Here is a 26,114-nt window from a genome sequence, read left to right as displayed (position 1 = left end):
ACTCCCTGGGGGCGCGGTCCGTGTCGGGCACGGACCCCCACCGAGCCTGACAGCCTAGCGCCGTCGCAGATCAGCGACGCGCCCCCGCTCAGGACCCGCGGTCTCCCCGTACCCCGCCCCCGAGCGGAGCGCCATGCCCCTGCGCGGCCCCGGCAGTGGGGCTCGCCGCGCCGGGGCCTGCTCACCCCCCGGAGGGGCTCCGTTCGCCCCGGCCACGGCGATCTGCACCCCCTGGTCGGCGAGCGCCTGCAACTCGGTGGCGGCGCGGTCATCGTGGATCGGCGGCTCGTCGGTGACCAGGCGCGTGATGAGATCCGTCGGCACGGTCTGGAACATCGTGTCCGTGCCGAGCTTGGTGTGGTCGGCGAGGACCACGACCTCCGCGGCGGCCTGGACGAGCGCCCGGTCGACGGACGCCGAGAGCATGTTGGACGTGGACAGACCGCGCTCGGCGGTGAGCCCGCTCCCCGACAGGAATGCCTTGGACACCCGCAGCCCCTGCAGGGACTGCTCGGCTCCGGAGCCGACGAGGGCGTAGTTGGAGCCGCGCAGGGTGCCGCCGGTCATCACGACCTCCACCCGGTTGGCGTGGGCCAGCGCCTGGGCCACCAGCAACGAGTTGGTGACGACGGTCAGCCCGGGCACCCTGGCGAGCCGGCGGGCCAGCTCCTGTGTGGTCGTACCGGCCCCGACCACGATGGCCTCGCCCTCTTCGACGAGGCCCGCCGCGAGGTCGGCGATGGCCGTCTTCTCGGCGGTCGCGAGATGGGATTTCTGCGGAAAGCCGGATTCTCGCGTGAACCCGCCCGGCAGTACCGCACCGCCGTGCCGGCGGTCGAGGAGTCCTTCTGCCTCGAGTGCCCGCACGTCCCGCCGTACGGTCACTTCGGAGGTCTGGACGACGCGGGCGAGCTCACGGAGCGACACGGCACCGTTCGCTCGCACCATTTCGAGGATCAATTGGCGACGTTCAGCAGCGAACACGAAACTGACAGTAACCCCAGCGACCGTCTGCTTTCAGCAGTTTGCGCCGAATAAACGAAGTTGTTCGCATGGCAGGGCGGGAAGTGGTATAGGACCTACCCGCCCTGACTATGCCGTACGCAAACGCGGCAACTCCCCGTGACCAGCGGGTAGTCGGATCCGGCCGTCAGGCCTCCGCGCCGGCCTTGCGGGTGTGCAGCTGCCGGGCGACCTCCGCGATCGACCCCGAAAGGGAGGGGTACACGGTGAACGCGTTCGCGATCTGTTCGACTGTCAGATTGTTGTCGACGGCGATCGAGATGGGGTGGATCAGTTCCGAGGCGCGCGGCGCCACGACCACACCGCCGACAACGATCCCCGTGCCCGGACGGCAGAAGATCTTCACGAAGCCGTCGCGGATGCCCTGCATCTTGGCGCGGGGGTTGCGCAGGAGGGGCAGTTTGACGACCCGTGCGTCGATCTTGCCCGCGTCCACGTCCGCCTGCGTGTAGCCGACGGTCGCGATCTCGGGGTCGGTGAAGACGTTCGAGGAGACGGTCTTCAGGTTCAGCGGGGCCACCGCGTCGCCGAGGAAGTGGTACATGGCGATACGTCCCTGCATGGCGGCGACGGACGCGAGGGCGAAGACACCGGTCACGTCACCGGCCGCGTAGACGCCCGGAGCGGTCGTCCTGGACACCTTGTCGGTCCAGATGTGCCCCGAGTCGCGCAGCTTGACGCCGGCCTCCTCCAGGCCGAGCCCCGCGCTGTTCGGGATGGCGCCGACGGCCATCAGACAGTGCGTACCGCTGATGACGCGCCCGTCGGCCAGCGTCACCTCCACCCGGTCCCCGACCCGCTTGGCGGAGGCGGCACGGGAACGGGCCATGACGTTCATGCCGCGGCGCCGGAAGACGTCCTCCAGCACGGCGGCGGCGTCCGGGTCCTCACCGGGGAGGACCCGGTCGCGGGAGGAGACGAGCGTGACCTTGGACCCCAGCGCCTGATAGGCACCGGCGAACTCGGCACCGGTCACACCGGAGCCGACCACGATCAGCTCTTCCGGCAGCTCGGTGAGGTCGTAGACCTGGGTCCAGTTCAGGATGCGCTCGCCGTCGGGCTGGGCGTCGGGCAGCTCGCGCGGGTGACCGCCGGTGGCGATGAGGACGGCGTCGGCGGTGAGGGTCTCCTCGGTGCCGTCGGCGGCGGTGACGACGACCTTCCGGGACCCGTCGAGGGCCTGCATGCCGTCCAGCCGACCGCGCCCGCGCATGACCCGGGCGCCGGCGCGGGTGACGGAGGCGGTGATGTCGTGCGACTGCGCGAGCGCGAGCCGCTTCACCCGCCGGTTGACCTTCCCGAGGTCCACCCCGACCACCCGGGCCGCCTGCTCCAGCGGCGGGGTGTCGTCGGCGACGATGATCCCGAGCTCCTCGTACGACGAGTCGAAGGTGGTCATCACCTCGGCCGTAGCGATGAGCGTCTTCGACGGCACGCAGTCGGTCAGCACCGACGCTCCGCCCAGACCGTCGCAGTCGACGACGGTCACCTCCGCACCGAGCTGGGCGGCCACCAGGGCCGCTTCGTATCCGCCGGGTCCGCCACCGATGATCACGATCCGAGTCACGTACTCCATTGTCCCGCACGCTTCAAGGTGCTACTGCCCGGGGGCGCACGGAAGCTCTTCCTGGGACTCGAGTGACTCGCGTTCCCCCTGCCGTACCCTCTCCCCATGTCGCTCTATGCCGCGTACGCCGGCAACCTCGACGCGCGCCTGATGTCGCACCGCGCCCCTCACTCCCCGCTGCGCGCCACGGGCTGGCTGAACGGCTGGCGGCTGACGTTCGGCGGCGAGCAGCTGGGCTGGGAGGGCGCGCTGGCGACGATCGTCGAGGATCCGCTCGCGCAGGTCTTCGTCGGCCTGTACGACATCGCACCCCTGGACGAGGAGTCCCTCGATCGGTGGGAGGGCGTGGGACTCGATCTCTATCGCCGGGTACGCGTGCGTGTGCACACCCTCGACGGCGAGGAGGCCGCGTGGACGTACGCCCTGAACGGTTACGAGGGCGGCCTGCCCTCGGCCCGCTACCTGGCCGAGATCGCCGACGCGGCGGAGTCGGCCGGGGCGCCGCACGACTATGTGATGGAGCTGCGCAAGCGCCCCTGCTGAGCACCGGCGACTCACAGAAGACGCACAGACCCATTTCGTCACGGCCTCGTCGGAAACAACAAGACAACGAAAGCAATCCCGTGACGTCTGTCATCTACGCGCGTAGGCGAACACCGGCTACCCTCGACCACGTGAACGCATCTCTTCTTCCGGACGACATCCAGGGCGACCCGTACGCCGCCGCCGACGCCGCCGCCGCGCGCCTGCGCGAACTCACCGGCGCCGAGACCCACGACGTCGCCCTCGTGATGGGCTCCGGCTGGGCTCCGGCCGTCGACGCCCTGGGCGCACCCGACGCCGAGTTCCAGGTCACCGAGCTGCCCGGCTTCCCGCCGCCGGCCGTGGAGGGGCACGGCGGCAAGATCCGCTCGTACTCCTTCGGTGACAAGCGCGCGCTGGTCTTCCTGGGCCGCACGCACTACTACGAGGGCCGTGGCGTCGCCGCCGTCGCCCACGGCGTCCGCACGGCCGTGGCCGCCGGCTGCAAGACGATCGTCCTGACCAACGGCTGCGGCGGCCTGCGCGAGGGCATGCGCCCCGGCCAGCCGGTCCTGATCAGCGACCACATCAACCTGACGGCGACGTCCCCGATCGTCGGCGCCAACTTCGTCGACCTGACGGACCTCTACTCGCCCCGCCTGCGCGCCCTGTGCAAGGAGATCGACCCCTCCCTGGAGGAGGGCGTCTACGCGCAGTTCCCCGGCCCGCACTACGAGACCCCGGCCGAGATCCGCATGGCCCGCGTCATCGGCGCGGACCTGGTCGGCATGTCCACCGTCCTGGAGGCCATCGCCGCCCGCGAGGCGGGTGCCGAGGTGCTGGGCATCTCCCTGGTCACCAACCTGGCGGCCGGCATGACCGGCGAGCCCCTCAACCACGAGGAGGTCCTCCAGGCAGGCCGCGACTCGGCCGCCCGGATGGGCGAGCTGCTGGGCCAGGTCCTGGGGAAGCTGTAAGACAGACGACATGCCTCCGGCCTCTCACGGGGGTACGGCGGCATTGGCGGCAACGCCGGGGCCACCGGGGACTCGCGGGGCTATGGCGGCTACGGCGGCGCCACCGGGGCTCGCGGGCTGCGGCGGCAGTGGTGGGGCGACCGGGGACTCGCGGGGCTACAGCGGCTACGGCGGCAACGGCGGAGCCATCGCGGACTCATGGAGACTGCGAGTGCACGGCCGAACGGTGGCTCGGGGACTCTCGGCGCTGCGAGCGCACCGACGGGCGTCGGGCCTGGGTCTCGCGAGGCGCTGAGCACACCGCCGAGTGGCGGGCTCAGCGACTCACGGGACTACGAGCACCCGGCCAGGCGGCGGGCCCGGTGGGGCGGTGCCGCTCGTTGACTTTCCAGCCGACCGAGTGGGGTGGGCGGGTGGGAAACGGGGGTCTGGGGGCGGAGCCCCCAGCGAAGACTAGGAGAGGTTGATCCCAAGGTGCACGACGAACTGATGGCCAAGGCCCACGCATGGCTCGCCGAGGACCCCGACCAGGAGACCCGCGCCGAACTCGCCAAGCTGATCGAGGCCGGTGACATCGACGAACTGTCGGCCCGTTTCAGCGGCACCCTCCAGTTCGGCACCGCAGGTCTCCGCGGTGAACTCGGCGCCGGCCCGATGCGCATGAACCGCAGCGTCGTGATCAGGGCGGCGGCCGGCCTCGCCGCGTACCTGAAGAAGAACGGCCACCCCGGTGGACTCGTCGTCATCGGCTACGACGCCCGCCACAAGTCCGCCGACTTCGCCCGTGACACCGCCGCCGTGATGACCGGCGCCGGCCTGCGCGCCGCCGTACTCCCCCGCCCGCTGCCCACCCCGGTCCTGGCGTACGCCATACGGCACCTCGGCGCGGTCGCGGGCGTGGAGGTCACCGCCAGCCACAACCCGCCCCGGGACAACGGCTACAAGGTCTACCTCGGCGACGGCTCCCAGATCGTGCCGCCCGCCGACGCGGAAATCGCCGCGGAGATCGACGCGATCGCCTCCCTGAACGACGTACCGCGCCCGGACGCCGGCTGGGAGACCCTGGACGACGCGGTCCTGGACGCCTATCTGGCCCGTGCGGACGCCGTCCTCGCCGAGGGCTCCCCCCGTACCGCCCGCACGGTCTACACGGCGATGCACGGCGTCGGCAAGGACGTCCTCCTCGCCGCCTTCGCCCGGGCCGGCTTCCCGGAGCCGGTGCTGGTCGCCGAGCAGGCCGACCCCGACCCGGACTTCCCCACGGTCGCCTTCCCCAACCCGGAGGAGCCGGGCGCGATGGACCTGGCGTTCGCCCAGGCCCGTACGGCCGACCCGGACCTGGTCATCGCCAACGACCCCGACGCCGACCGCTGCGCGGTGGCCGTCAAGGAGGGCGAGGACTGGCGGATGCTGCGCGGCGACGAGGTCGGCGCCCTGCTCGGCGCCCACCTGGTCCGCCGGGGCGCGAGCGGCGTGTTCGCCGAGTCGATCGTCTCCTCCTCCCTCCTCGGCCGGATCGCCGAGAAGGCCGGCCTCCCCTACGAGGAGACCCTGACCGGCTTCAAGTGGATCGCCCGCGTGGACGGCCTGCGTTACGGCTACGAGGAGGCCCTCGGCTACTGCGTGGACCCCGAGGGCGTGCGCGACAAGGACGGCATCACGGCCGCGCTGCTGATCACCGAGCTGGCCTCGCAGCTCAAGGAGGAGGGCCGTACCCTCCTCGACCTCCTCGACGACCTCGCCGTGGAGCACGGTCTGCACGCCACCGACCAGCTGTCGGTCCGCGTGCAGGACCTCTCGCTGATCGCCGACGCGATGCGCCGCCTGCGCGAGCAGCCGCCGACCGAGCTGGCGGGCCTGGCCGTCACCGACGCCGAGGATCTGACCCGGGGCAGCGCCAAGCTCCCGCCCACGGACGGCCTGCGCTACACGCTCGACGGCGCCCGCGTGATCGTCCGCCCGAGCGGCACCGAGCCGAAGCTGAAGTGCTACCTGGAGGTCGTCGTACCGGTCGCGGACCACGCGGCCCTGCCGGCCGCCCGCGCCCGCGCGACGGACCTCCTCACCGCGATCAAGCGGGACCTGTCGGCGGCCGCCGGCATCTGACCCGTACGACACCGATGGGGGCGCCCCGGCCCGGGGCACCCCCATCTCGTCATCCCCGGACCAGCGACCTTCGCCAACTTCCGGTAATGCAGCCGCTGTTCGCCCCTCGCCTCGCGGTCGCGCCCTCGGGGCCGACGACGCCGAGGCAGCGCCCCTTAACACGACTCGCCTCCGCCGCCCGTAGCGACACGCTGCGGCACACCGCGACACGCCGCGACACGACGGAAGTGAGCAAGCGTCAGGAGGTGCCTCAGAAGGCCTAATAGTCGGTCAATCTGCTTTTAATAACGTGCACTTGACAGGCAGTCGGCAACCTCCGGCGAGCGGCGCAAGGCGACAGAAATACCCCGATCGGCCCCCCGTTCCTGTTGTCTTATATGACCGGTATGACCGGTGTGGGTACTTTTACTCCTGAGCCGGCTGACGGGCCGGTATCTCTGAAACCGGAGACAGGAGAAGCGATATGAAGCTCCCCCGTTCCACCGTCGTCACCGCTGGTATCGCGGCCGCGTCTGCCCTGGCCGCGACCGGTATCACCTACGCCTCGGCGGCCTCCGCCCCTCAGTCGACCCCGGCTCCCCAGTCCATCCCGGCCGCTCCCGACACGGCTCCGTTCGGCGGCGAAGCCGGACAGGGCAAGGGCAACGAAGGCGGAAACAGAGGCAGGGGCCGCGAGGACTGGGGTCCCGAGGACTGGGGCCGGATCGAGATCAACGAGCGCTCCTACTCCGCCCACCCCGGCGACTGCATCACCGTGATCAGCGGCCTGGGCGCGAAGACCCTGAACATCCGCAACGACAGCCGTAAGACCGTCGAGGTCTTCCGCGGGGTGGTCTGCGACAACGGCGCTCCCGTCGCCACTGTCGGGCCCCGCAGCTCCGCGGACGGTGTGCGCGTCGGGCACATCCACGGCATCAACATCAAGGACGGTGTGGTGGCCAGCTTCCGCGTGGTCCGGCACTTCGACGAGGACTGGGGCTAGTCCGCGGCGAAGTGCGCAGGTGGTGCTCCGGCCCGCCGGAATCGGGCCGGAGCACCCGCTCTGACCATTGTCGGACGGGCGACACGCCGGGCGCATCCCGCCAGGACCGGACACCGGGCGCCGTACGCCGGGTCTCCGGGCGGCCGTCCTCTCGTCCACGGCCGCACCGCCCGGTGCTGCCCGCCCGAGCGCCCTCCGTCGGCGCCGGTCCCGACGCGAGGGCCGTCGGCTTCCTTCCCATCGTTTCCCACCGCCGAACGGGTGAGGAAGCGGCGTAAGACGCACTGCGGGGTGAGTGAGATGAGTGTGGGCCTGGTGGAGGACATCAGCGACGACACCTATGTCCTGGACCTCGTCTCCATCACGCTGACCCCCGCGCTGCCGTGGCTCGGGCACCAGGTCCGCTGCGAGCTCGCCGGCCACCTCAAGGAGACCGTCGACCTGACCCGGGTCAGCTGCAATGTGATCATGAAGTTCGGTCCGGTGAAGATGCTGGACCGCTGGTACCGGCTGCCCGACCTGCTGGCTCACATGGGCGCGGGACTGCCGGGTGACCCCAGGCCTCCCGCCGGGCCGTGGAAGCAGGCGTGGATCCTGCGGCTTCCCGAGACCGTGCCGGTGGCCGAGCACCGGCTCCGCCTGCGCGCGCGGACGGGGACCGGGAAGAACTTCTTCGCGCTGGACATCCCCATGGACTTCAGCCGCAGGTTTCATCCCTCCAGGAGGAACGGCGGCGGGGGCTCACGCATGTTTCACAGCCAACGCTGCGGCTCGGTGACTTCCGGCTGACGCCCGCCCGGCCCTGTGGACCTCACCCCGTGACCAGCAGGATGAGCAGCAGCACCGCACCGGCCAGCGCGGGCGCGATCACCTCGTACGCCCAGCGCACGGTGACCTCCCCCTGCGCCGGCTCCGCCTCGCCGCGCCGCTCCAGCAGGTCCCGCAGTTCGTCCATGACCTGGTCGGTCTCCGCACGGGTCGGCCCGGACACGCCGCCGGCGCCACCGCCGCCGAAGCCGCCGAAGCCGCCCATGCCGCCGAAGCCGGGGTTGCGGCGCGCCGGCTCCCCGCCGCGCGCCGCGTCCGCCGCCGCCCGTGACTTGCGCACCTCCGCCTTCTTGCGGGCCCGCAGCGACACCGGAATCGACCACAGCTGGAACTTGGCGCCGGACTTCGCGACGACCTCGTTGGAGAAGCCGGAGCGCAGCGAGGCGACCTCGCCCCAGGGCAGGCCGACCACCCGGAACGGGTTGCGCACCCGCAGCCGGTCCTCGCCCGCGAAGACCGCCGGGCGGAGCGTGAAGGCGATCACCAGCGGCACGATCAGGATCATCCCGGCGAGCGCCAGCCACGGCGCACGGCCATGGCCCCGGAACAGCGCGTCGAAGCCGAGCCAGCCGATGACGACGAGCAGCAGTACGCCGCCCACGAGCGCCATGGGCGAGCGGTAGACCCGGTCCTTGGCGGTGGAGACCGGAGGCTGTGACGCGGATGACTGGTGGTCGGGCGTGGTCATGGGGCCAGTCTGCATGACACTGGCTGCGGTGCCTCCACGCGCCCCGGAACCGGCGCTCAGCTGTGATCTCCGCAGGGTAGACGAGCGGGAGGGCTGTACAGCCGCTACGCGCGTAGATATGCTCGTCTGGTGACCATGCCCACTACCGCACCCACAGCTCACGCTCTCTCGGACGTCACCGCGTCCGACAGCACGCTGCGCCGCTTCCTGCACGGGCTGCCCGGCGTCGACGCGGTCGGCCTGGAGGCGCGCGCCGCGTCTCTCGGCACCCGTTCCATCAAGACCACCGCGAAGGCGTACGCCATCGACCTCGCCATCTCGATGGTCGACCTGACGACGCTGGAAGGCGCGGACACCCCGGGCAAGGTCCGGGCGCTCGGCGCCAAGGCGGTCCACCCCGACCCCACGGACCGTACGACCCCGACCACGGCCGCGGTCTGCGTCTACCCCGACATGGTGGCCGTCGCCAAGGAGGCCGTCGCCGGTTCCGGCGTCAAGGTCGCCTCGGTCGCCACCGCCTTCCCGGCCGGCCGTGCCGCCCTCGACGTGAAGCTGGCCGACGTCCGGGACGCCGTCGCCGCGGGCGCCGACGAGATCGACATGGTCATCGACCGGGGCGCGTTCCTCGCCGGCAAGTACCTGAAGGTGTACGACGAGATCGTCGCCGTGAAGCAGGCCTGCGGCGACAGCGCCCGGCTGAAGGTCATCTTCGAGACCGGCGAGCTGTCGACGTACGACAACATCCGCCGCGCCTCCTGGCTCGGCATGCTCGCCGGCGCCGACTTCATCAAGACCTCGACCGGCAAGGTGGCGGTGAACGCGACCCCCGCCAACACCCTCCTCATGCTGGAGGCCGTACGGGACTTCCGCGCCCAGACCGGCGTCCAGGTCGGTGTGAAGCCGGCCGGCGGCATCCGCACCAGCAAGGACGCGATCAAGTTCCTGGTCCTGGTCAACGAGACCGCGGGCGAGGACTGGCTGGACAACCACTGGTTCCGCTTCGGCGCCTCCTCGCTGCTGAACGACCTGCTGATGCAGCGCCAGAAGCTGGCCACCGGCCGCTACTCCGGCCCCGACTACGTGACGGTGGACTGATCGATCATGGTTTTCGAGTACGCACCGGCGCCCGAGTCCCGCTCGGTCGTCGACATCGCCCCCTCCTACGGCCTGTTCATCGACGGCGAGTTCACCGAGGCGGCCGACGGCAAGGTCTTCAAGACGGTCAGCCCCAGCACCGAAGAGGTGCTCTCGGAGGTCGCCCAGGCCGGAGCCGAGGACGTCGACCGGGCCGTCAAGGCCGCCCGCAAGGCCTTCGAGAAGTGGTCGGCGCTGCCCGGCTCCGAGCGCGCCAAGTACCTGTTCCGCATCGCCCGGATCATCCAGGAGCGCAGCCGTGAGCTGGCCGTCCTGGAGACGCTGGACAACGGCAAGCCGATCAAGGAGACCCGCGACGCGGACCTCCCCCTGGTCGCCGCGCACTTCTTCTACTACGCCGGCTGGGCCGACAAGCTCGACCACGCCGGCTTCGGTGCGAACCCGCAGCCGCTGGGCGTCGCCGGCCAGGTCATCCCCTGGAACTTCCCGCTGCTGATGCTGGCGTGGAAGATCGCCCCGGCGCTGGCGACCGGCAACACGGTCGTCCTGAAGCCGGCGGAGACCACTCCGCTGTCGGCGCTGTTCTTCGCGGACATCTGCCGCCAGGCCGGCCTGCCCAAGGGCGTCGTCAACATCCTCCCGGGCTACGGCGACGCGGGCGCCGCGCTGGTCGCGCACCCGGACGTGAACAAGGTCGCCTTCACCGGCTCCACGGCCGTCGGCAAGGAGATCGCCCGCACGGTCGCGGGCACGCGGAAGAAGCTCACCCTCGAACTGGGCGGCAAGGGCGCCAACATCGTCTTCGACGACGCCCCGATCGACCAGGCCGTCGAGGGCATCGTCACCGGCATCTTCTTCAACCAGGGCCAGGTCTGCTGCGCGGGCTCCCGCCTCCTCGTCCAGGAGTCGATCCAGGACGAACTGCTGGACTCCCTCAAGCGTCGCCTGTCCACCCTGCGCCTCGGCGACCCGCTGGACAAGAACACCGACATCGGCGCGATCAACTCCGCCGAGCAGCTGGCCCGGATCACCGCGCTGGCCGAGCAGGGCGAGGCGGAGGGCGCCGAGCGCTGGTCCCCGGCCTGCGAACTGCCGACCTCCGGCTACTGGTTCGCCCCGACGCTCTTCACGAACGTCACCCAGGCGCACACCATCGCCCGCGACGAGATCTTCGGCCCGGTGCTGTCGGTCCTCACCTTCCGCACCCCCGACGAGGCGGTCGCCAAGGCGAACAACACGCAGTACGGCCTGTCGGCGGGCATCTGGACCGAGAAGGGCTCGCGCATCCTGGCGGTCGCGAACAAGCTCCGCGCGGGCGTCGTCTGGTCCAACACGTTCAACAAGTTCGACCCGACCTCGCCGTTCGGCGGTTACAAGGAGTCGGGCTTCGGCCGCGAGGGCGGCCGCCACGGCCTGGAGGCATACCTCGATGTCTGATCGCCTGTCTGTCTTCAAGACCTACAAGCTGTACGTCGGCGGGAAGTTCCCGCGTTCCGAGAGCGGCCGGGTGTACGAGGTGACGGACTCGAAGGGCAACTGGCTGGCCAACGCACCGCAGTCGAGCCGTAAGGACGCCCGGGACGCGGTGGTCGCCGCGCGCAAGGCGTTCGGCGGCTGGTCCGGCGCGACGGCGTACAACCGCGGCCAGATCCTCTACCGCGTCGCGGAGATGCTGGAGGGCCGCCGCGAGCAGTTCGTGCGCGAGGTGGCCGACGCGGAGGGCCTGTCCAAGTCCAAGGCGGCGGGTGTCGTCGACGCGACCATCGACCGCTGGGTCTGGTACGCGGGCTGGACCGACAAGATCGCCCAGGTGACCGGCGGCGCGAACCCCGTCGCCGGGCCGTTCTTCAACCTCTCCTCGCCGGAGCCGACCGGCGTGGTGGCCGTACTGGCCCCGCAGGAGTCGTCGTTCCTTGGCCTGGTCTCGGTGCTCGCGCCCGTGATCGCCACCGGCAACACGGCGGTCGTGGTCGCCAGCGAGAAGGCCCCGCTGCCCGCCCTCTCCCTGGGCGAGGTCCTGGCCACCTCCGACGTCCCCGGCGGTGTCGTCAACGTCCTGTCCGGCCGTACGGCGGAGATCGCGGCCCCGCTGGCCGCGCACCAGGACGTCAACGCGATCGACCTCGCCGGCGCGGATGAGGTACTGGCCAAGGAGCTGGAGATCGCCGCGGCCGACAATCTGAAGCGGGTTCTTCGTCCACAGGCTGTGGATTACTTCGAGACGCCGGGCATCGAGCGGATGACGGCGTTCCTGGAGACGAAGACGGTGTGGCATCCGACGGGGTCGTTGGGCGCGTCGGGGTCTTCCTACTGACGGGGTTTCGGGCGGGGAACTGCTGTCGTCCGCCGGGTGCGGGTTCGTACGTGGCCGGTCGCGCAGTTCCCCGCGCCCTGAAGAGGCGCTTCAGTGGCCCAGGACTCCGAGGGCCTGGCCCACTACCGGTACCGCCCCGAGTGACCGGGCCTCGGCCACCGGTGCCGTCACCATTTGCGTGGTGGCCGGCTTGAAGTCGGCCAGTTGGGCGCCGACCCCGTTGTTCAGGGGGTCCGCGCCCGTGCCCGCCAGGGGGTTGGGCTTGAGGCCGGCCAGCGGGCCCGTGACATGGCTCACCGTGCCGGTGAGCGCCGTGAGGCCCGCATTCGGGTCGGAGTGACCGAGCGAGGCCGGCCGCCACGGCACCTCCACGACCGGGCCGGCGGGGTTCGCGTGGGCCGTCGCCGCGCCCGCGCCCAGGGCCGCTCCGGCGGTCGCGAGGGCGATCAAGGCGCGCTGCGCGAAGGGGTGCTGAGGGGAGGTCTGTCGGGCCATCGCTGGTGCCGCCTTTTGGTGCGAAGGGTAATGGTGTCGGCACGTAGGGTAGTTGAGGCGGGAGTCACGCTCAAAAGCCGACCCGCGGGGTCGGCAGGCGCGCCGCCATACGTCAAACTGGTGTTCCGTGAGCATTCATCCCCCGTCCTCCGCCCGCGTCGTGCTGCTCTGCGGCCCCTCGGGCTCGGGCAAGTCACTCGTCGCCGCCCGTTCCGGGCTCCCCGTCCTGCGTCTGGACGACTTCTACAAGGAGGGTGACGACCCGACTCTGCCCTTGGTGGAGGGGAGTTCGGACATCGACTGGGACCATCCGGAGTCCTGGGACGCGGATGTCGCCCTTGAGGCCATCACCCGGCTGTGTGCCACCGGTTCGACGCCGGTGCCGGTGTACGACATCTCGTTGAGCGCCCGGACCGGCGAGGAGACGCTGCACATCGGCCGTATCCCGCTGTTCATCGCGGAGGGCATCTTCGCGGCGGAGATCGTCGAGCGGTGCCGGGAGCTGGGCGTGCTCGCGGACGCCCTGTGTCTGACGCGCGGCCCGGTCGTCACCTTCCGTCGGCGGTTCCTGCGGGATCTGCAGGAGGGCCGCAAGTCGGTGCCGTTCCTGCTGCGCCGCGGCTGGCGGCTGATGCGTGCCGAGCGGTCGATCGTCGCCCGTCAGGTGTCCCTGGGGGCGCATCCCTGTGATCGCGACGAGGCGCTGGGTCGGCTCGCGGCAGCGGGACGGCATGTCAACGCGAAGAGCACCGCAACCATTGATTGAGCAGCCACGACGGCGAACAACCACGTCCGCGAGAGCGGCGCCGGTTCAGGCGTAGAAACGGGCAGCGGGACTGGACAGGCCCCCCGACCCTCCAGTCCCGCTTCTGTGCTCCCCCGTTTCCCCCGTGATCCTCCCCCGGTGGTCCCCCGTGTCCCCCTCCGTTTTCCCCCGTGTCCCCCCGCGGGTCACCCCCGAGTGACCCCTGACCTTCAGGCGACCAGTTCGCCGAAGGCGCTCTCCTCGTCACGGCCGAAGCTGAGGACCTCGTCCTCGCGCAGCCGGCGCAGCGAGCGCCAGATGCTGGACTTCACCGTGCCGACACTGATGTCGAGGATCTCCGCGATCTCCGGGTCCGTGCGGCCCTCGTAGTAGCGCAGGACCAGCATGGTGCGCTGGACCTCGGGCAGCCGGGCCAGCGCCTGCCACAGGACCGCGCGCAGTTCGGTGCCGCGCATCGCGTCCGTGTCGGAGGGCGTCTCCGGCAGTTCCTCGGTCGGGTACTCGTTGAGCTTGCGGCGCCGCCAGGCGCTGATGTGCAGGTTGGTCATGGTGCGGCGGAGGTATCCGCCGACCGCGGCCTTGTCGCTGATCCGTTCCCACGCCTTGTACGTCGAGAACAGCGCGCTCTGCAGCAGGTCCTCGGCCTCGAAGCGGTCGCCGGTCAGGTGGTAGGCGGTGGCGTACAGGGAGGCGCGGCGCTCCTGGACGTAGGCGGTGAACTCCGCCTCCGTCAGGGAACGGCGCTGCTCCCCCGAGTCCTCCCCGTACGCGGATCCCCCGTGCGTGTCCCCCGTGTGTGCGTCGACCACCGTCATGTAGGCGGTGTGCTGACGCCCGGTGCCGCGAGCGCACCCCCGCCCGCTCACGGCACCGGACTTCTCGGAACCCCGGTGCACGTCGTGCAGACGCGTGACTACGGCGCTGGTGCTGATGCTGTGCAGCGTGTTCATCTCGCGCTCCCCGTGGTGGACTTCCGGTGGTTCGGTCTTGCCGGGCCGGCCGGTCCGTCCCGCCCTGCCCGTGTCCAAAAGACTGCCGGGGCCACTTCATCGCCGTGTCCGCCGACTGTCACAGACCTGTCACAGGGCCCGGATCCGGTGCCGTCACAGCAAGTGCACAGGTGGTGGCGCTGGGGAAGGCCTGGTGTCGGCGGGTCGTACGACAGCCCGTCCATGGGCCAGAATGAGCCCGTGCCTTCCCTGTTGCTGATCGAGGACGACGACGCCATCCGTACGGCCCTGGAGCTCTCCCTGACGCGCCAGGGACACCGGGTGGCGACCGCTGCCAGCGGTGAGGACGGTCTGAAGCTGCTGCGCGAGCAGCGGCCGGACCTCATCGTGCTGGACGTGATGCTGCCCGGCATCGACGGCTTCGAGGTGTGCCGTCGCATCCGGCGCACCGACCAGCTGCCGATCATCCTGCTGACCGCGCGCAGTGACGACATCGACGTGGTGGTCGGACTGGAGTCCGGCGCCGACGACTATGTGGTCAAGCCGGTGCAGGGCCGGGTGCTGGACGCCCGGATCCGGGCGGTGCTGCGCCGCGGGGAGCGCGAGTCCAGCGACTCGGCGACCTTCGGCAGCCTCGTCATCGACCGGTCGGCGATGACCGTGACGAAGAACGGCGAGGATCTGCAGCTGACCCCGACCGAGCTCAGGCTGCTGCTGGAGCTGAGCCGGCGGCCCGGTCAGGCGCTGTCCCGGCAGCAGCTGCTGCGGCTGGTGTGGGAGCACGACTATCTCGGTGACTCGCGGCTCGTGGACGCCTGTGTGCAGCGGCTGCGCGCGAAGGTCGAGGACGTGCCGTCGTCCCCGACGCTGATCCGTACCGTGCGTGGTGTCGGCTACCGCCTGGACGCGCCTCAGTGACCGACACGCAAGGGGGGCTGCGCGGCTGGTCCGCGCGGCGCACGGGAAGTCTGTCGCGGCTCAGGTTCACCAGCCTCAGGCTGCGCCTGGTCGTCGTCTTCGCGCTGGTGGCGCTCACTGCTGCGGTCTCGGCGTCCGGCATCGCCTACTGGCTGAACCGGGAAGCGGTGCTCACCCGCGCCCAGGACGCGGTGCTGCGCGACTTCCGGCAGGAGATGCAGAACCGCGCGGGCGCGCTGCCGGCCCATCCCACACAGGACGAACTGCAGCGCGCGGCGGGCCAGATGGCCGCGAGCAGCCAGCACTTCAGCGTGCTGCTGGTCGCCCAGGACGCCGCCGGCAAGACGGTGTACGGCAACTCGGGCGGCATCAACGGCTTCTCACTGGAGGACGTGCCCAAGTCGCTGCGCGCGGCGGTGAACAAGCAGCAGAAGGTCACCGACGACAACAAGGAGCCGTACCACCTGTACTGGCAGCGGGTCGTGAACCACGGCACGCCGTATCTGGTGGCCGGTTCGCGGGTGATCGGCGGCGGACCCACGGGCTACATGGCCAAGTCGCTGGAGCCGGAGGCGAAGGACCTCAACTCGCTGGCCTGGTCGCTGGGCATCGCCACCGGGCTCGCGCTGATCGGCGCCGCGCTGCTCGCGCAGGCCGCCGCCACGACCGTGCTCAAGCCGGTGCACCGGCTGGGGGTCGCCGCCCGGCGGCTCGGCGAGGGCAGGCTGGACACACGGCTGCGGGTGTCGGGGACCGACGAACTCGCCGATCTGTCCCGGACGTTCAACAACGCCGCCGAGGCGCTGGAGAAACGGGTCGAGGAGATGGCCGCGCGGGACGAGGCCTCGCGTCGCTTCGTCGCCGACATGAGCCATGAGCTGCGGACGCCGCTGACCGCCATCACCGCCGTGACGGAGGTGCTGGAGGAGGAGCTGGAGTCGGAGGCCGGCGGCATCGACCCGATGATCGAGCCCGCGGTCCGGCTGGTGGTGAGCGAGACCCGGCGCCTGAACGACCTGGTCGAGAACCTGATGGAGGTCACCCGCTTCGACGCGGGCACCGCCCGGCTGGTCCTGGACGACGTCGACATCGCCGACCAGATCACCGCCTGCATCGACGCCCGGGCCTGGCTGGACGCGGTCGAGCTGGACGCCGAGCGCGGCATCCACGCCCGCCTCGACCCGCGCCGGCTGGACGTCATCCTCGCCAACCTGATCGGCAACGCGCTCAAGCACGGCGGGTCTCCGGTGCGGGTGTCGGTGCGCATAGACGGCGACGACCTGGTCATCGCGGTGCGTGACCACGGGCCGGGCATCCCCGAGGACGTGCTCCCGCACGTCTTCGACCGGTTCTTCAAGGCCAGCGCCTCCCGGCCGCGCTCCGAGGGCAGCGGGCTGGGCCTGTCCATCGCCATGGAGAACGCCCACATCCACGGTGGTGCGATCAGCGCCGCCAACTCGCCCGAGGGCGGCGCGGTGTTCACCCTGCGGCTGCCGCGGGACGCCTCCCGGCTCACGGAGGAGACCGACGAGGGCGACAAGACCGACAAGGACGCTTCCGGGAACTCCGGAAGCCCGGGAAGTTCAGGAAAGGAGGGGTGATGTCCGTACGACGCCTGACCGTGCGACGCCTGCTGGCGCTGCCCCTCCTCGGCCTGCTGCTCTCCGGCTGCGGCATCCGGGCCACCCAGGTGCCGACCGACTTCGGGGCGGCGCCCTCCCGGGTGCCGTGCTCGCTGGCCGGCCCGGACCTGGCCAAGCAGTCCTCGCAGGGCCTGCCCGTGCAGGTCTTCCTGCTGTGCGGGGCGTCCCTGGTGACCGTCGACCGGACGGTGCGCGTCCCCGTGGGCACCCCGGACGCGCGGCGCCGCGTGATCGTGGCGCAGGGGCTCCTGGACCAGCTCGCCGCGTCCCCGTCCGCCGCGGAGCGCTCCGCGGGCTATACGACGTACGTGCCGGGCGGCCTCACGGTGCGCGGGCCCGGCCACGGGGACCCCGAGGACGCACTCCGCCTGAGCACGGCACCGTCCCGGCTCACCTCCTACGCCCTCGCCCAGATCGTGTGCACCCTCTCCGACTCGGCGGCGACGGAGGACGACGGCTCGGTCATCCTCGGCGGCCCGGACACCGGGCCACTGCGCCGCTACGACTGCACGGACGACGTCCGCGACCGCCCGGGCAGCGCGGAGCCGCCGTCGAGCGAGGTCGCGGGAAGGTAGCGCCCCGCAGCGAACCGGAACCCCCGCGGTGAAACCCCTTTCCACAGCACAGGGCGACCGGATCGTCGCGGCGCGGAACCGATCGGCACCGGCGTGGCGTCTAGGGGGGCGTGCAGCGTCAAGGCTCCATAGGCGGCGGCAGCGCCGCGATCCATGTCCGGGTGACGGGAGGTGTCCTCCTCGTCGCTCATCTCGCCCTCGTCGCCTGGCTGATGCTGCGACCCCTGGACGTCCCCTGGGTCACGCCCCCCAACCTGCACCCCTTCGCCGGCATCCGGGCCGACCTGGCCCTGGGCTGGCCGCAGGCGGCCAGACGCATCGGCGAGGGCCTGGCCCTGCTCGCCCCGCTGGGCGTGCTGCTGCCGATGGCACACGGCAGGCTCACCGGCTCCCCGCTCTCCTCCCTGGTCCGTACGACCGCCGCGGGCGCCCTCGTCTCCACCGGCGTAGCCCTGCTGCAGACCGGCGTGCCCGGCAGGGTCGTGGACGTCGACTCGCTGCTGCTGAACACGGCGGGCGTCGCCCTGGCCCACCTGGCCGTCGTCCCGGCGGGCCGCGCCTGGCTGCGGCGCCGGGAAGCACGGCCGGACGCCGGGGCGGAGCCGCCCGTCACCGTGCAGGAGGAGCTGCCTCAGGGTCGCACCCCGACGATTCCCAGGGTCGGGATCGCCCCGTAGAGCGACGCTTCGCCCGCTTCGTCTCCCTACTGTGGAAGACGGTCGAGGGACGCCACCGGGGCGGCCCCGGCCCCGGCTCGACGAGCGAGCCGACGACCACGGAGGAGTCGCCATGTCCGCCCTTGCCCGCCCCACCCACGGCCGCGTGATCGGCGGAGTGTGCGCCGCACTGGCACGGCGCTTCGGCATCTCCGCGACGACGATGCGGGTGATCTTCCTGCTCTCCTGCCTGCTGCCGGGCCCGCAGTTCCTGCTCTATATAGCCCTGTGGATCCTGCTGCCGGCCGAGGACAAGACACGCACCGCCTGGTGAGGGCGGACGCGTGAACGCGGCTGGGGCGCCCTCGGACAGTTCCGGGACGCCCCGGCGGCGTCGTACGGCCGTCGGCGTCGGCGTCAGCCGAGCGGGATCCCGTTGACCGGCAGACCGTGCGTGGGCAGGCCGGTGTTGTGCAGCGGCAGCCCGCCGAGCAGCCCGGCGACCGGCGCGGTCGGGCCCTTGGCGAGCACGTTCTGGACGGCTGGCTGCGCGGCGGCCATCCCGGCACCCACGGCACCCTGCCCCTGGGAGAGCACCTGGGCGGCGCCCGGCAGCGCCTTGGAGACGTTCTCGGCCGGCAGCGTCCTGGTGACGGAGTCCAGCGCCTGCGTGGCCTGGGCGGCGTCGGGGACGGCCGGGGCCGCGTTGGCCGCTCCCGCGCCGACGGCGGCGAAGGCGGCACCGAGGGCGGCGACACCGAGGGTCTTGGCAGCAGACTGCTTCATGGTGAATGCGTCCTTGAATGCGGAGACGGAGATCACGAACGATTGAGCGGTCCACGACCGTAAACATGCCGGGCCGCCCGCCGCAAACACCGAAATGCGGACGACTTGTAAAAGCGCGTCCGCATTCCGCGCGGGAGTCCGGGGGTGACTAGCCCTCGGAATCGGCAGAGGTGCTGGTGGAGGCCGTCTGCCGGAACAGCCATTCGGATTTCAGCTCCGCATACCCGGGCTTGACGACGTCATTGATCATGGCGAGTCGTTCATCGAAAGGAATGAACGCTGATTTCATCGCATTGACGGAGAACCATTGCAGATCGTCGAGCGTGTAACCGAAGGCATCGACCAGATGCTCGAATTCCTGGCTCATGCTGGTGTGCGACATCAGCCGGTTGTCGGTGTTCACGGTGGCCCGGAAGTGCAGCCGGCGCAGCAGTCCGATCGGGTGCTCGGCGTAGGAGGGCGCCGCCCCGGTCTGCAGGTTGGAGCTGGGGCACAGTTCCAGCGGGATCCGCTTGTCACGGACGTACGACGCCAGCCGGCCGAGCGTCACGGAGCCGTCCTCGCGGACCTCGATGTCGTCGATGATCCGCACCCCGTGCCCGAGCCGGTCGGCACCGCACCACTGCAACGCCTGCCAGATGGACGGCAGCCCGAAGGCCTCGCCGGCATGGATGGTGAAGTGGTTGTTCTCGCGCTTGAGGTACTCGAAGGCGTCCAGGTGCCGGGTGGGCGGATAGCCGGCCTCGGCACCCGCGATGTCGAAGCCGACGACTCCGGAGTCCCGGTAGCGGTTGGCGAGCTCAGCGATCTCCAGGGAGCGGGCGGCGTGCCGCATGGCGGTCAGCAGGGCGCCGACCCGGATGCGACGGCCGTTCTCCCGGGCGAGCCGCTCGCCCTGCCGGAACCCCTCGTTGACGGCCTCGACCACCTCCTCCAGGGTCAGCCCGCGCTCCAGGTGCTGCTCGGGGGCGTACCGCACCTCGGCGTAGACGACCCCGTCCTCCGCGAGGTCCTCGGCGCACTCGCGGGCCACCCGGACGAGCGCCTCCCGCGTCTGCATGACGCCGACGGTGTGCCTGAAGGTCTCCAGATACCGTTCCAGCGAGCCGGAGTCGGCGGCCTCGCGGAACCAGAGGCCCAGCTTGTCCGGATCGGTCTCGGGCAGCTCCGAGTAGCCGGTCTCCTGGGCGAGTTCGACGACGGTTCCGGGGCGGAGCCCGCCGTCGAGGTGGTCGTGCAGCAGAACCTTGGGCGCCCGGCGGATCTGGTCCGGCGTCGGAAGCGTCCCGGTCGGTGCGGTCTGGCTCGTCATTTCCGCACTGTAGCGCCTACGCGCGTAGAAGACCGGGAATCGGCGACATCGCTTTTCCGCCGATACGCAAAGGTGACCGCACGTAAGGGTTTCGTACACCGCTCCTTCTGACACTGTTCTGCCATGGGACAGCAAGCGACGCCGGCCCGAACGGCCAGGCTGGGAAAGGCAGTCGGCCCGGAGCCGACGGCGGTGTGCGGAGCGGTGGTGCTGCTCCCCGGCGGGGAGGAGGTCTCCGACCGCGGGCCATCCCTCGTTCGGGCGGCGACCGCGCTGCGCTCGCTGGGCCGGCGGTTCGCTCGCGCGGGGCGGGAGGAGGGACTGGCCGTCCATACCGTCCACTACCGGTACCGGGGCTGGAACGGCAGCGAGGCGCATCTGGCGGCGGACGCGGAGTGGGCGGCCGACGAGGTCGTACGACGGTACGGGGACGTTCCCGTGTGCCTGGTCGGGATGGACATGGGCGGCCGGGCGGCGCTGCGCGCCGGTGGGCATGAGGCCGTCAACTCCGTTGTCGCGCTGGCTCCTTGGCTGCCGGAGGACGATGTGGCCGCGCCTGCCGAGCCGGTGCGGCAGCTCGTGGGGCGGCGGGTGCTGATCGTGCACGGCACGAACGACGAGCGGACCGATCCCGAGCTGTCGTTCCGGTTCGCGGCGCGGGCGAAGAAGGTGAACCGGGAGGTGTGCCGGTTCGAGGTGCATTCCGACGGGCACGGGCTGCATGGGCATCGGGACGAAGTGGCCTGGCTGGCCGTCGATTTCATGATGGGCGCCCTGTTCGGGCACTCCGTGTCCCGCCCTGTCGAGGACGCGCTGGCCGCTCCGCCGCCGATCGGGCTCCGGATGCCGTTGGCCGCGGGGTTCGGTAAGTCGTTGAAGCGGTAGAGCCCCTTCGGACCGGCGCCGCTCAGGTCGGCAGCAGGCTGCCCCGTCTCGACAGCAGGAACTTCTTGAACGCCGCCACCGGCGGGGTGTCCGGGCGGTCCGCCAGCCACGCCACGCCGATCTCCCGTACCGCCCTCGGGGCCGTCACCGTCAGCTCCACGACCCCTGGCCTGGGGACCGTCGGCGGTGGCAGGAGGGCGACCCCCAGGCCCGCCGCCACCAAGCCCCGCAGGGTTTCCGCCTCCTCGCCCTCGAAAGCGACCCTCGGGCGGAAGCCGGCCTCCCGGCACAGGGAGTCGAAGATGCGGCGCAGGCCGTAGCCGGGTTCCAGGGTGACCCAGGATTCGTCGGCGGCCTCGGCGAGGCGGATGCGGCGGCGGGAGGCCAGGCGGTGGTCGGCGGGGACCACCAGGCGGAGTTTCTGCTCGTCCAGGCGGCGGGCGACCAGATCGGGGGCGTCGGGGACCGGTGAGGTGAGGCAGAGGTCCAGCTCGCCGGCGCGCAGGCCCTCCAGCATGGCCTCGCCGTAGTTCTGGACCAGGCTGAAGCGGACGCGCGGGTGGTCCTCGCGGAAGGCGTGCAGAAGGCCGGGTACGGTCTCGGCGCCCATGGTGTGCAGGAAGCCGAAGGCGACCTTGCCGGTGGCCGGGTCGGCATCGGCGCGCACCTCCTCGGCGGCCCGCTCGATCTCGGCGAGGCCGCGTTCGACGGAGGTGAGGAAGGTGCGGCCGGCGGGGGTCAGGGAGACCGTGCGGCCGTGCCGGGCGAACAGGTCGACGCCCAGGTCCTGCTCCAGGCGGGCCATCGCGCGGGAGAGGGTGGACTGGGGGACGTTCATCTCGTGGGCGGCGCGGGTGACGTGCTCGGTGCGGGCCACGCCGGCGAAGTACGCGAGGCGGGGCGCCAGCACCCGCGACATCGCGGACATGTCTTCTGTGTCACTGTTCGGTGACAGGCGAGGCTGTGAGCTCTGCTGATGCTGCATGGGAACGATTATGGCGATTCCATGCATTGGACGGATGAGACGGCCCTCCATACGGTCGAGGCATGTCTCCCGCCAGTACCGGGGCGTCCACCATCGTGGGCGCCGCACCGCACGTCCCCGTCTCCGACACCTCCGCCTCCGACTCCCGTATGACTCCGGGCGGGCCCGGCTACCGCCGGATGAGCCTCGCCCTCTTCCTCGCCGGAGTCGCGACCTTCGCCCTCCTGTACTCCACGCAGGCCCTGCTGCCGCTGATCTCCGGCGAGTTCGGGGTCGCGGCGAGCGAGGCGAGCTGGACCGTGGCGGCCGCGACCGGCGGACTGGCCCTGTTCGTCCTGCCCATGAGCGCCCTCTCCGAGCGCTACGGCCGCCGTACGGTGATGACGGCCTCGCTGGCCGTCGCGGTGACCGTGGGACTGCTGGTGCCGTTCGCGCCGTCGCTCGGGGTGCTGGTGGTGCTGCGGGCGGTGCAGGGCGCGGCGCTGGCCGGGCTGCCGGCCTCGGCGCAGGCCTATCTGGCCGAGGAGGTCCGGCCGAAGGCGCTGGTCACGGCGATCGGCCTGTTCGTCGCGGGCAACAGCGTGGGCGGCATGAGCGGCCGGGTGATCACCGGCTGGGTGGCCCAGGAGTGGGGCTGGCGGGTGGCCGTCGGCGCGATCGGCGTGATCGCCGTCGGATGCGCGATCGCCTTCCGGCTGCTGCTGCCGGCGCCGAAGCACTTCACGGCCGGTTCACTGCGGCCCGGGGTCCTGCTCGGCACGGTCCGCGCCCACCTCGCGAACCCGCTGCTGCGGCGGCTGTACGCGATCGGCGCGCTGTTCATGACGGTGTTCGGCGGTGTGTACACGGTGATCGGCTACCGGCTGACGGGTGCGCCGTTCGGGCTGCCGCAGGGCATCATCGGCTCGATCTTCCTGGTCTACCTGGTGGGCACGGTGTCGGCGTCCACGGCGGGCCGGCTGGTGGGCCGGCTCGGCCGCCGGGGCGCGCTGTACCTGGCGGGCGGTACGACGGCGGCGGGCCTGCTGCTCTCGCTGGCCCCCTCCCTGCCGCTGGTCCTGCTGGGCCTGGTGCTGATCACGGCGGGCTTCTTCGCGGGCCACGCGGTCGCCTCCTCGGCGGTCAGCAAGACGGCCACGCGGGGCCGCGCCCAGGCCTCGGCCCTGTACCAGTCCATGTACTACATCGGCTCCAGCGTCGGCAGCACGGTCGGCGCGACGGCCTTCCACGCCGACGGCTGGGGCGGCACGGTCGGCGTCGGTCTGCTCGCGGTCGCCGGCGTCGTCACCATCACGGTGCTCGGCACGCGCGCGGCCCGGGTGGCGGCGCGGCGGGAGCCGGTCGTGGCCTGACGCGCCGAACCCGGCGTTCCCCCTGCTCGGGGCCGGTTGTCAGTGGGCGCGGATAGCGTCTGCCGGACAACTGGCCCGTCGATGCAGGGGGTTTGCCGTATGGAGTTCCGGATCGCGCGCGGAGAGCTGGCGGAGGCCGTGGGCAGGGCCGCACGCGCGCTGGCCGCCCGGACGCCGGTGCCCGTGCTCGGCGGACTGGTGCTGGCCGCGGGGGCGGGGCGGCTGGCGGTGTCCGGGTTCGACTTCGAGATCGCGGTCCGGGCGGAGGCGGCGGCCGAGGTGACGGCAGCCGGCCGGGTGCTGGTGCCGGGGCGCAGACTGCTGGACGTGTGCCGGGTGGTGCCCGAGGGGCCGGTGAACTGTGCGCTGGAGGGGACGCGGTTCACCGTGGAGGCGGACGGCACCCGGTTCGGGCTGTCGACGCTGCCGTACGAGGAGTATCCCGCGCTGCCCGAGACGCCCCCGGAGTACGGTGCGGTGGACGCGGAGACGTTCGCGACGGCCGTCGGGCAGGTGGCGGTGGCGGCGGGCCGCGACGACACGCTGCCGGTGCTCACCGGGATCCAGCTCCGCCTGGACGGCGAGGAGATGACCCTGTCGGCGTCCGACCGGTACCGGTATGCCGTACGGCGGCTGGAGTGGAAGCCGGGGGCGGGGACGGCCGGGGATCCGGTGGAGGTGCTGGTGCCCGCGCGGCGGCTGCTGGAGGCGGCGCGGGCGCTGGCGCGGTGCGGGACCGTGCGGATCGGACTGGATCCGCGGGCGGGGACCGGCGGGGGCGTGATCGGGTTCGAGGGCGGATTCGAGGGCGGGGGCGCGCAGACGGTGCTGCGGCGGCTGGAGGGGCGGCTGCCGGGGTACGGGTCGCTGTTCGAGCTGACGGGGGCCGCAGTCGCCGAGGTGGCGGCCGGGGCGGTGGCGGAGGCGGTGCGCCGGGTGGCGGTGGTGGCGGAGGCGAACAGCCCGGTGCGGCTGGACTTCACCGCGGCCGAGAGCTCGCTGCTGGTGCGGGCGGGCTACGGCGACGACGTGGCGGCACAGCGGCTGCCGGCCGTCCTGCGGGGCGCGGCGGAGGTCACCGTGGCGTTCAACCCGGCGTATCTGCTCGACGCGCTGACCTCCTTCGAGGGCACCGGGCTGCGGATGGAGCTGCTCGGGGCCGGGCAGCGGGCGTTGCTGAACGGAACCGGGGTGGCAGAGGGGCACCGGCATCTGCTCATGTCCGTGAAGCAACTGGTCTGAGCTGCGCCTTTCCGGACTCGGGGGGCCGTTGTCAGTGGGCTGCGGTAGCTTCCCAAGTGCTGGGGCGCGATGGCGCGCTACAGGGACGGCCACAGGGGTGGGTGGACGATGGGTGACAGCACGGCGACGGCGGACCTCGACGTCGCACTGGAGAAGCACCGGACCGAACTGACCGGGTACTGCTACCGGATGCTCGGCTCCTCCTTCGAGGCGGAGGACGCGGTGCAGGACACCCTGGTGCGGGCGTGGCGGAGCTACGACAAGTTCGAGGGCCGCTCCAGCCTGCGCTCGTGGCTGTACCGGATCGCGACGAACGTGTGCCTGGACATGCTGACGGCGGGCAACAAGCGGGCGAGACCGATGGACCTGACGGAATCGACACCGCTCGCGCAGGTCGCGCTCTCCCCCCGCCCCGACCACACCTGGCTGGAGCCGATGCCGGACGCGCGCGTGCTGCCTACGGTCGACGATCCGGCGGAGGCCGCCGTCACGAAGGAGTCGATCCGGCTGGCCTTCATGGCGGCCCTCCAGCAGCTGCCGCCCAAGCAGCGGGCGGTGCTGATCCTGCGCGAGGTGCTGGCCTGGAAGGCCAGCGAGGTCGCCGAGCTGCTCGACACCTCGGTCGCCTCGGTCAACAGCGCGCTGCAGCGGGCGCGGGCCACGCTCGCGGAGCGCGCGGACGCGAGCCCCGAGGGCGCGGTGTCCGATCCTCTCGACGAGGAGCAGCAGAAACTCCTGGAGCGCTATGTCAAAGCCTTCGAGGGCTACGACATGACGGCGCTGACGGCGCTGCTGCAGGAGGACGCCATCATGACGATGCCGCCGTTCGACCTGTGGCTGCGCGGCCCGGCCGACATCACCGGTTTCATGTCGACGCTCGGCGCCTCCTGTGCCGGCTCCCGCCTGCTGCCGGTGCAGGCCAACGGACTGCCGGGGTTCGCGCACTACAAGCCGGACGAGGAGCAGGGCGGTTTCGCTCCCTGGGCCGTGCAGGTGCTGGAGCTGTCAGAGGGCCGGATCACCGGTTTCCACTGCTTCCTCGACACCAAGCGCTGGTTCCCGCTCTTCGGCCTCCCCCTCCATCTGGAAGCGGAGCCCGGCGAGGTCGAGAAGGGCGTGTAGCGCGGGATCGGGGTCCCGCAGCCGGATCCGCCCGCCGGCCCGGCGGGCGGCCAGCTCCAGCCGGGCCAGCAGGTCCACGGCGGCCAGGCCCGGGGGCCCGAGCTCGCCCACGTCGCACACGACGACGCGGGCCCCGCTGCCCGCCAGCAGCATCTGCACCCGGGCACACAGCGCCGCCGCCTCGTCCCGGGTGACGGGGCCGGGCAGCACGAGCACGGCGGGTTCCTTGGCGTCCACGTTCGGTAGACCGGCGGACCGGGCGGAACTCATCGGCATCGATCAGCGCCGGCACAGATCACATTGACCGGTTCCCCGTTCTCCTCGG

Annotated in this window: 27 protein-coding genes; 18 read left to right on the top strand and 9 right to left on the bottom strand. The window is 71.6% G+C overall.

What is annotated here, in order from left to right:
• Window positions 1-54 precede the first annotated feature (54 nt).
• Complete coding sequence (locus ACFYOH_RS02060) at window positions 55-984, bottom strand: DeoR/GlpR family DNA-binding transcription regulator (RefSeq protein WP_388620054.1); 930 nt, start codon at window positions 982-984, stop codon at window positions 55-57.
• Window positions 985-1,150: 166 nt separating this feature from the next.
• Complete coding sequence (locus tag ACFYOH_RS02055; protein ID WP_388620051.1) at window positions 1,151-2,599, bottom strand: NAD(P)H-quinone dehydrogenase; 1,449 nt, start codon at window positions 2,597-2,599, stop codon at window positions 1,151-1,153.
• Window positions 2,600-2,695: 96 nt separating this feature from the next.
• On the opposite strand from ACFYOH_RS02055, the gene ACFYOH_RS02050 reads away from it, so the two are divergent.
• The 5 genes from ACFYOH_RS02050 (at window position 2,696) to ACFYOH_RS02030 (ending at window position 7,966) form a co-directional block, all read left to right on the top strand.
• The gene (locus ACFYOH_RS02050) at window positions 2,696-3,133 is read left to right on the top strand and encodes a gamma-glutamylcyclotransferase (RefSeq protein WP_388620048.1); all 438 of its coding nucleotides are present in this window, start codon (window positions 2,696-2,698) and stop codon (window positions 3,131-3,133) included.
• Window positions 3,134-3,264: 131 nt separating this feature from the next.
• Window positions 3,265-4,089 carry a purine-nucleoside phosphorylase gene (locus ACFYOH_RS02045; protein ID WP_031164004.1) on the top strand — a complete coding sequence of 275 codons (825 nt, stop codon included), beginning with the start codon at window positions 3,265-3,267 and terminating at the stop codon, window positions 4,087-4,089.
• A gap of 474 nt (window positions 4,090-4,563) precedes the next feature.
• A complete protein-coding gene (locus tag ACFYOH_RS02040; protein WP_388620046.1) occupies window positions 4,564-6,195 on the top strand; it encodes a phospho-sugar mutase in 1,632 nt (543 codons plus the stop codon).
• Window positions 6,196-6,658: 463 nt separating this feature from the next.
• The gene (locus ACFYOH_RS02035) at window positions 6,659-7,177 is read left to right on the top strand and encodes a hypothetical protein (RefSeq protein WP_388620045.1); all 519 of its coding nucleotides are present in this window, start codon (window positions 6,659-6,661) and stop codon (window positions 7,175-7,177) included.
• Window positions 7,178-7,477: 300 nt separating this feature from the next.
• Entirely contained in the window at window positions 7,478-7,966 is a 489-nt protein-coding gene (locus tag ACFYOH_RS02030; protein ID WP_388621035.1) for a hypothetical protein, read from the top strand.
• Window positions 7,967-7,988: 22 nt separating this feature from the next.
• Here the strand turns inward: ACFYOH_RS02030 and ACFYOH_RS02025 are convergent, their stop codons facing one another.
• Window positions 7,989-8,693: a PH domain-containing protein gene (locus ACFYOH_RS02025; RefSeq protein WP_388620043.1), complete on the bottom strand. Its 705-nt coding sequence runs from the start codon at window positions 8,691-8,693 to the stop codon at window positions 7,989-7,991.
• 135 nt (window positions 8,694-8,828) lie between these two features.
• Here ACFYOH_RS02025 and deoC point away from each other — a divergent pair, with 135 nt between their 5' ends.
• From deoC to ACFYOH_RS02010, 3 genes are read left to right on the top strand one after another with little or no spacing between them, the layout of a single operon-like run.
• A complete protein-coding gene (gene deoC, locus ACFYOH_RS02020) occupies window positions 8,829-9,788 on the top strand; it encodes a deoxyribose-phosphate aldolase (RefSeq protein ID WP_388621033.1) in 960 nt (319 codons plus the stop codon).
• 6 nt (window positions 9,789-9,794) lie between these two features.
• Complete coding sequence (locus tag ACFYOH_RS02015) at window positions 9,795-11,225, top strand: aldehyde dehydrogenase family protein (protein ID WP_388620040.1); 1,431 nt, start codon at window positions 9,795-9,797, stop codon at window positions 11,223-11,225.
• Window positions 11,218-12,102, top strand: a complete 885-nt coding sequence (locus ACFYOH_RS02010) for an aldehyde dehydrogenase family protein (RefSeq protein WP_388620037.1) — start codon at window positions 11,218-11,220, stop codon at window positions 12,100-12,102. The genes ACFYOH_RS02015 and ACFYOH_RS02010 overlap by 8 nt, the downstream gene beginning before the upstream one ends.
• 90 nt (window positions 12,103-12,192) lie before the next feature.
• Here ACFYOH_RS02010 and ACFYOH_RS02005 read toward each other — a convergent pair whose 3' ends face one another.
• Entirely contained in the window at window positions 12,193-12,597 is a 405-nt protein-coding gene (locus ACFYOH_RS02005; RefSeq protein ID WP_388620035.1) for a hypothetical protein, read from the bottom strand.
• Between the two features lie 127 nt (window positions 12,598-12,724).
• Between ACFYOH_RS02005 and ACFYOH_RS02000 the strand changes: the two genes are divergently transcribed.
• The gene (locus ACFYOH_RS02000) at window positions 12,725-13,363 is read left to right on the top strand and encodes a uridine kinase (RefSeq protein WP_388620033.1); all 639 of its coding nucleotides are present in this window, start codon (window positions 12,725-12,727) and stop codon (window positions 13,361-13,363) included.
• A 209-nt stretch (window positions 13,364-13,572) separates the two neighbouring features.
• Here ACFYOH_RS02000 and ACFYOH_RS01995 read toward each other — a convergent pair whose 3' ends face one another.
• Window positions 13,573-14,313, bottom strand: a complete 741-nt coding sequence (locus ACFYOH_RS01995) for a SigE family RNA polymerase sigma factor (RefSeq protein ID WP_388620030.1) — start codon at window positions 14,311-14,313, stop codon at window positions 13,573-13,575.
• Window positions 14,314-14,553: 240 nt separating this feature from the next.
• On the opposite strand from ACFYOH_RS01995, the gene afsQ1 reads away from it, so the two are divergent.
• From afsQ1 to ACFYOH_RS01970, 5 genes are all read left to right on the top strand, one after another.
• Entirely contained in the window at window positions 14,554-15,231 is a 678-nt protein-coding gene (gene afsQ1, locus ACFYOH_RS01990) for a two-component system response regulator AfsQ1 (protein WP_031024517.1), read from the top strand.
• The gene (locus ACFYOH_RS01985) at window positions 15,228-16,832 is read left to right on the top strand and encodes an ATP-binding protein (protein WP_388620027.1); all 1,605 of its coding nucleotides are present in this window, start codon (window positions 15,228-15,230) and stop codon (window positions 16,830-16,832) included. Before afsQ1 ends, ACFYOH_RS01985 begins: the two co-directional genes overlap by 4 nt.
• Window positions 16,832-17,449: a hypothetical protein gene (locus ACFYOH_RS01980; protein WP_388620025.1), complete on the top strand. Its 618-nt coding sequence runs from the start codon at window positions 16,832-16,834 to the stop codon at window positions 17,447-17,449. Before ACFYOH_RS01985 ends, ACFYOH_RS01980 begins: the two co-directional genes overlap by 1 nt.
• Window positions 17,450-17,559: 110 nt before the next feature.
• Entirely contained in the window at window positions 17,560-18,126 is a 567-nt protein-coding gene (locus ACFYOH_RS01975) for a VanZ family protein (protein WP_388620022.1), read from the top strand.
• Window positions 18,127-18,238: 112 nt separating this feature from the next.
• The gene (locus tag ACFYOH_RS01970) at window positions 18,239-18,439 is read left to right on the top strand and encodes a PspC domain-containing protein (RefSeq protein ID WP_388620020.1); all 201 of its coding nucleotides are present in this window, start codon (window positions 18,239-18,241) and stop codon (window positions 18,437-18,439) included.
• 83 nt (window positions 18,440-18,522) lie between these two features.
• On the opposite strand, the gene ACFYOH_RS01965 is transcribed toward ACFYOH_RS01970, so the two are convergent.
• A complete protein-coding gene (locus tag ACFYOH_RS01965) occupies window positions 18,523-18,891 on the bottom strand; it encodes an ATP-binding protein (RefSeq protein WP_388620018.1) in 369 nt (122 codons plus the stop codon).
• Between the two features lie 148 nt (window positions 18,892-19,039).
• Entirely contained in the window at window positions 19,040-20,203 is a 1,164-nt protein-coding gene (locus tag ACFYOH_RS01960; RefSeq protein ID WP_388620016.1) for an adenosine deaminase, read from the bottom strand.
• A gap of 123 nt (window positions 20,204-20,326) precedes the next feature.
• On the opposite strand from ACFYOH_RS01960, the gene ACFYOH_RS01955 reads away from it, so the two are divergent.
• On the top strand, window positions 20,327-21,088 hold the full coding sequence (locus ACFYOH_RS01955; protein ID WP_388620013.1) for a prolyl oligopeptidase family serine peptidase: 762 nt from the start codon (window positions 20,327-20,329) through the stop codon (window positions 21,086-21,088).
• A 22-nt stretch (window positions 21,089-21,110) separates the two neighbouring features.
• Here ACFYOH_RS01955 and ACFYOH_RS01950 read toward each other — a convergent pair whose 3' ends face one another.
• Window positions 21,111-22,073: a LysR family transcriptional regulator gene (locus ACFYOH_RS01950; RefSeq protein ID WP_388620011.1), complete on the bottom strand. Its 963-nt coding sequence runs from the start codon at window positions 22,071-22,073 to the stop codon at window positions 21,111-21,113.
• A 62-nt stretch (window positions 22,074-22,135) separates the two neighbouring features.
• On the opposite strand from ACFYOH_RS01950, the gene ACFYOH_RS01945 reads away from it, so the two are divergent.
• The 3 genes from ACFYOH_RS01945 to ACFYOH_RS01935 all read left to right on the top strand — a co-directional run bounded on the left by ACFYOH_RS01945 (window position 22,136) and on the right by ACFYOH_RS01935 (window position 25,789).
• Window positions 22,136-23,425: an MFS transporter gene (locus ACFYOH_RS01945; protein WP_388620010.1), complete on the top strand. Its 1,290-nt coding sequence runs from the start codon at window positions 22,136-22,138 to the stop codon at window positions 23,423-23,425.
• Between the two features lie 99 nt (window positions 23,426-23,524).
• Window positions 23,525-24,667, top strand: a complete 1,143-nt coding sequence (gene dnaN, locus ACFYOH_RS01940) for a DNA polymerase III subunit beta (RefSeq protein WP_388620009.1) — start codon at window positions 23,525-23,527, stop codon at window positions 24,665-24,667.
• A 108-nt stretch (window positions 24,668-24,775) separates the two neighbouring features.
• On the top strand, window positions 24,776-25,789 hold the full coding sequence (locus tag ACFYOH_RS01935) for a sigma-70 family RNA polymerase sigma factor (protein WP_388620006.1): 1,014 nt from the start codon (window positions 24,776-24,778) through the stop codon (window positions 25,787-25,789).
• On the opposite strand, the gene ACFYOH_RS01930 is transcribed toward ACFYOH_RS01935, so the two are convergent.
• A complete protein-coding gene (locus tag ACFYOH_RS01930; protein ID WP_388620004.1) occupies window positions 25,673-26,059 on the bottom strand; it encodes an STAS domain-containing protein in 387 nt (128 codons plus the stop codon). The two genes, ACFYOH_RS01935 and ACFYOH_RS01930, sit on opposite strands and share 117 nt — an antisense overlap.
• Between the last annotated feature and the right edge of the window lie 55 nt (window positions 26,060-26,114).

Source organism: Streptomyces sp. NPDC007856 (genome assembly GCF_042868225.1).
Classification (GTDB): domain Bacteria; phylum Actinomycetota; class Actinomycetes; order Streptomycetales; family Streptomycetaceae; genus Streptomyces.
This window is presented reverse-complemented; position numbering and strand designations above follow the sequence as displayed.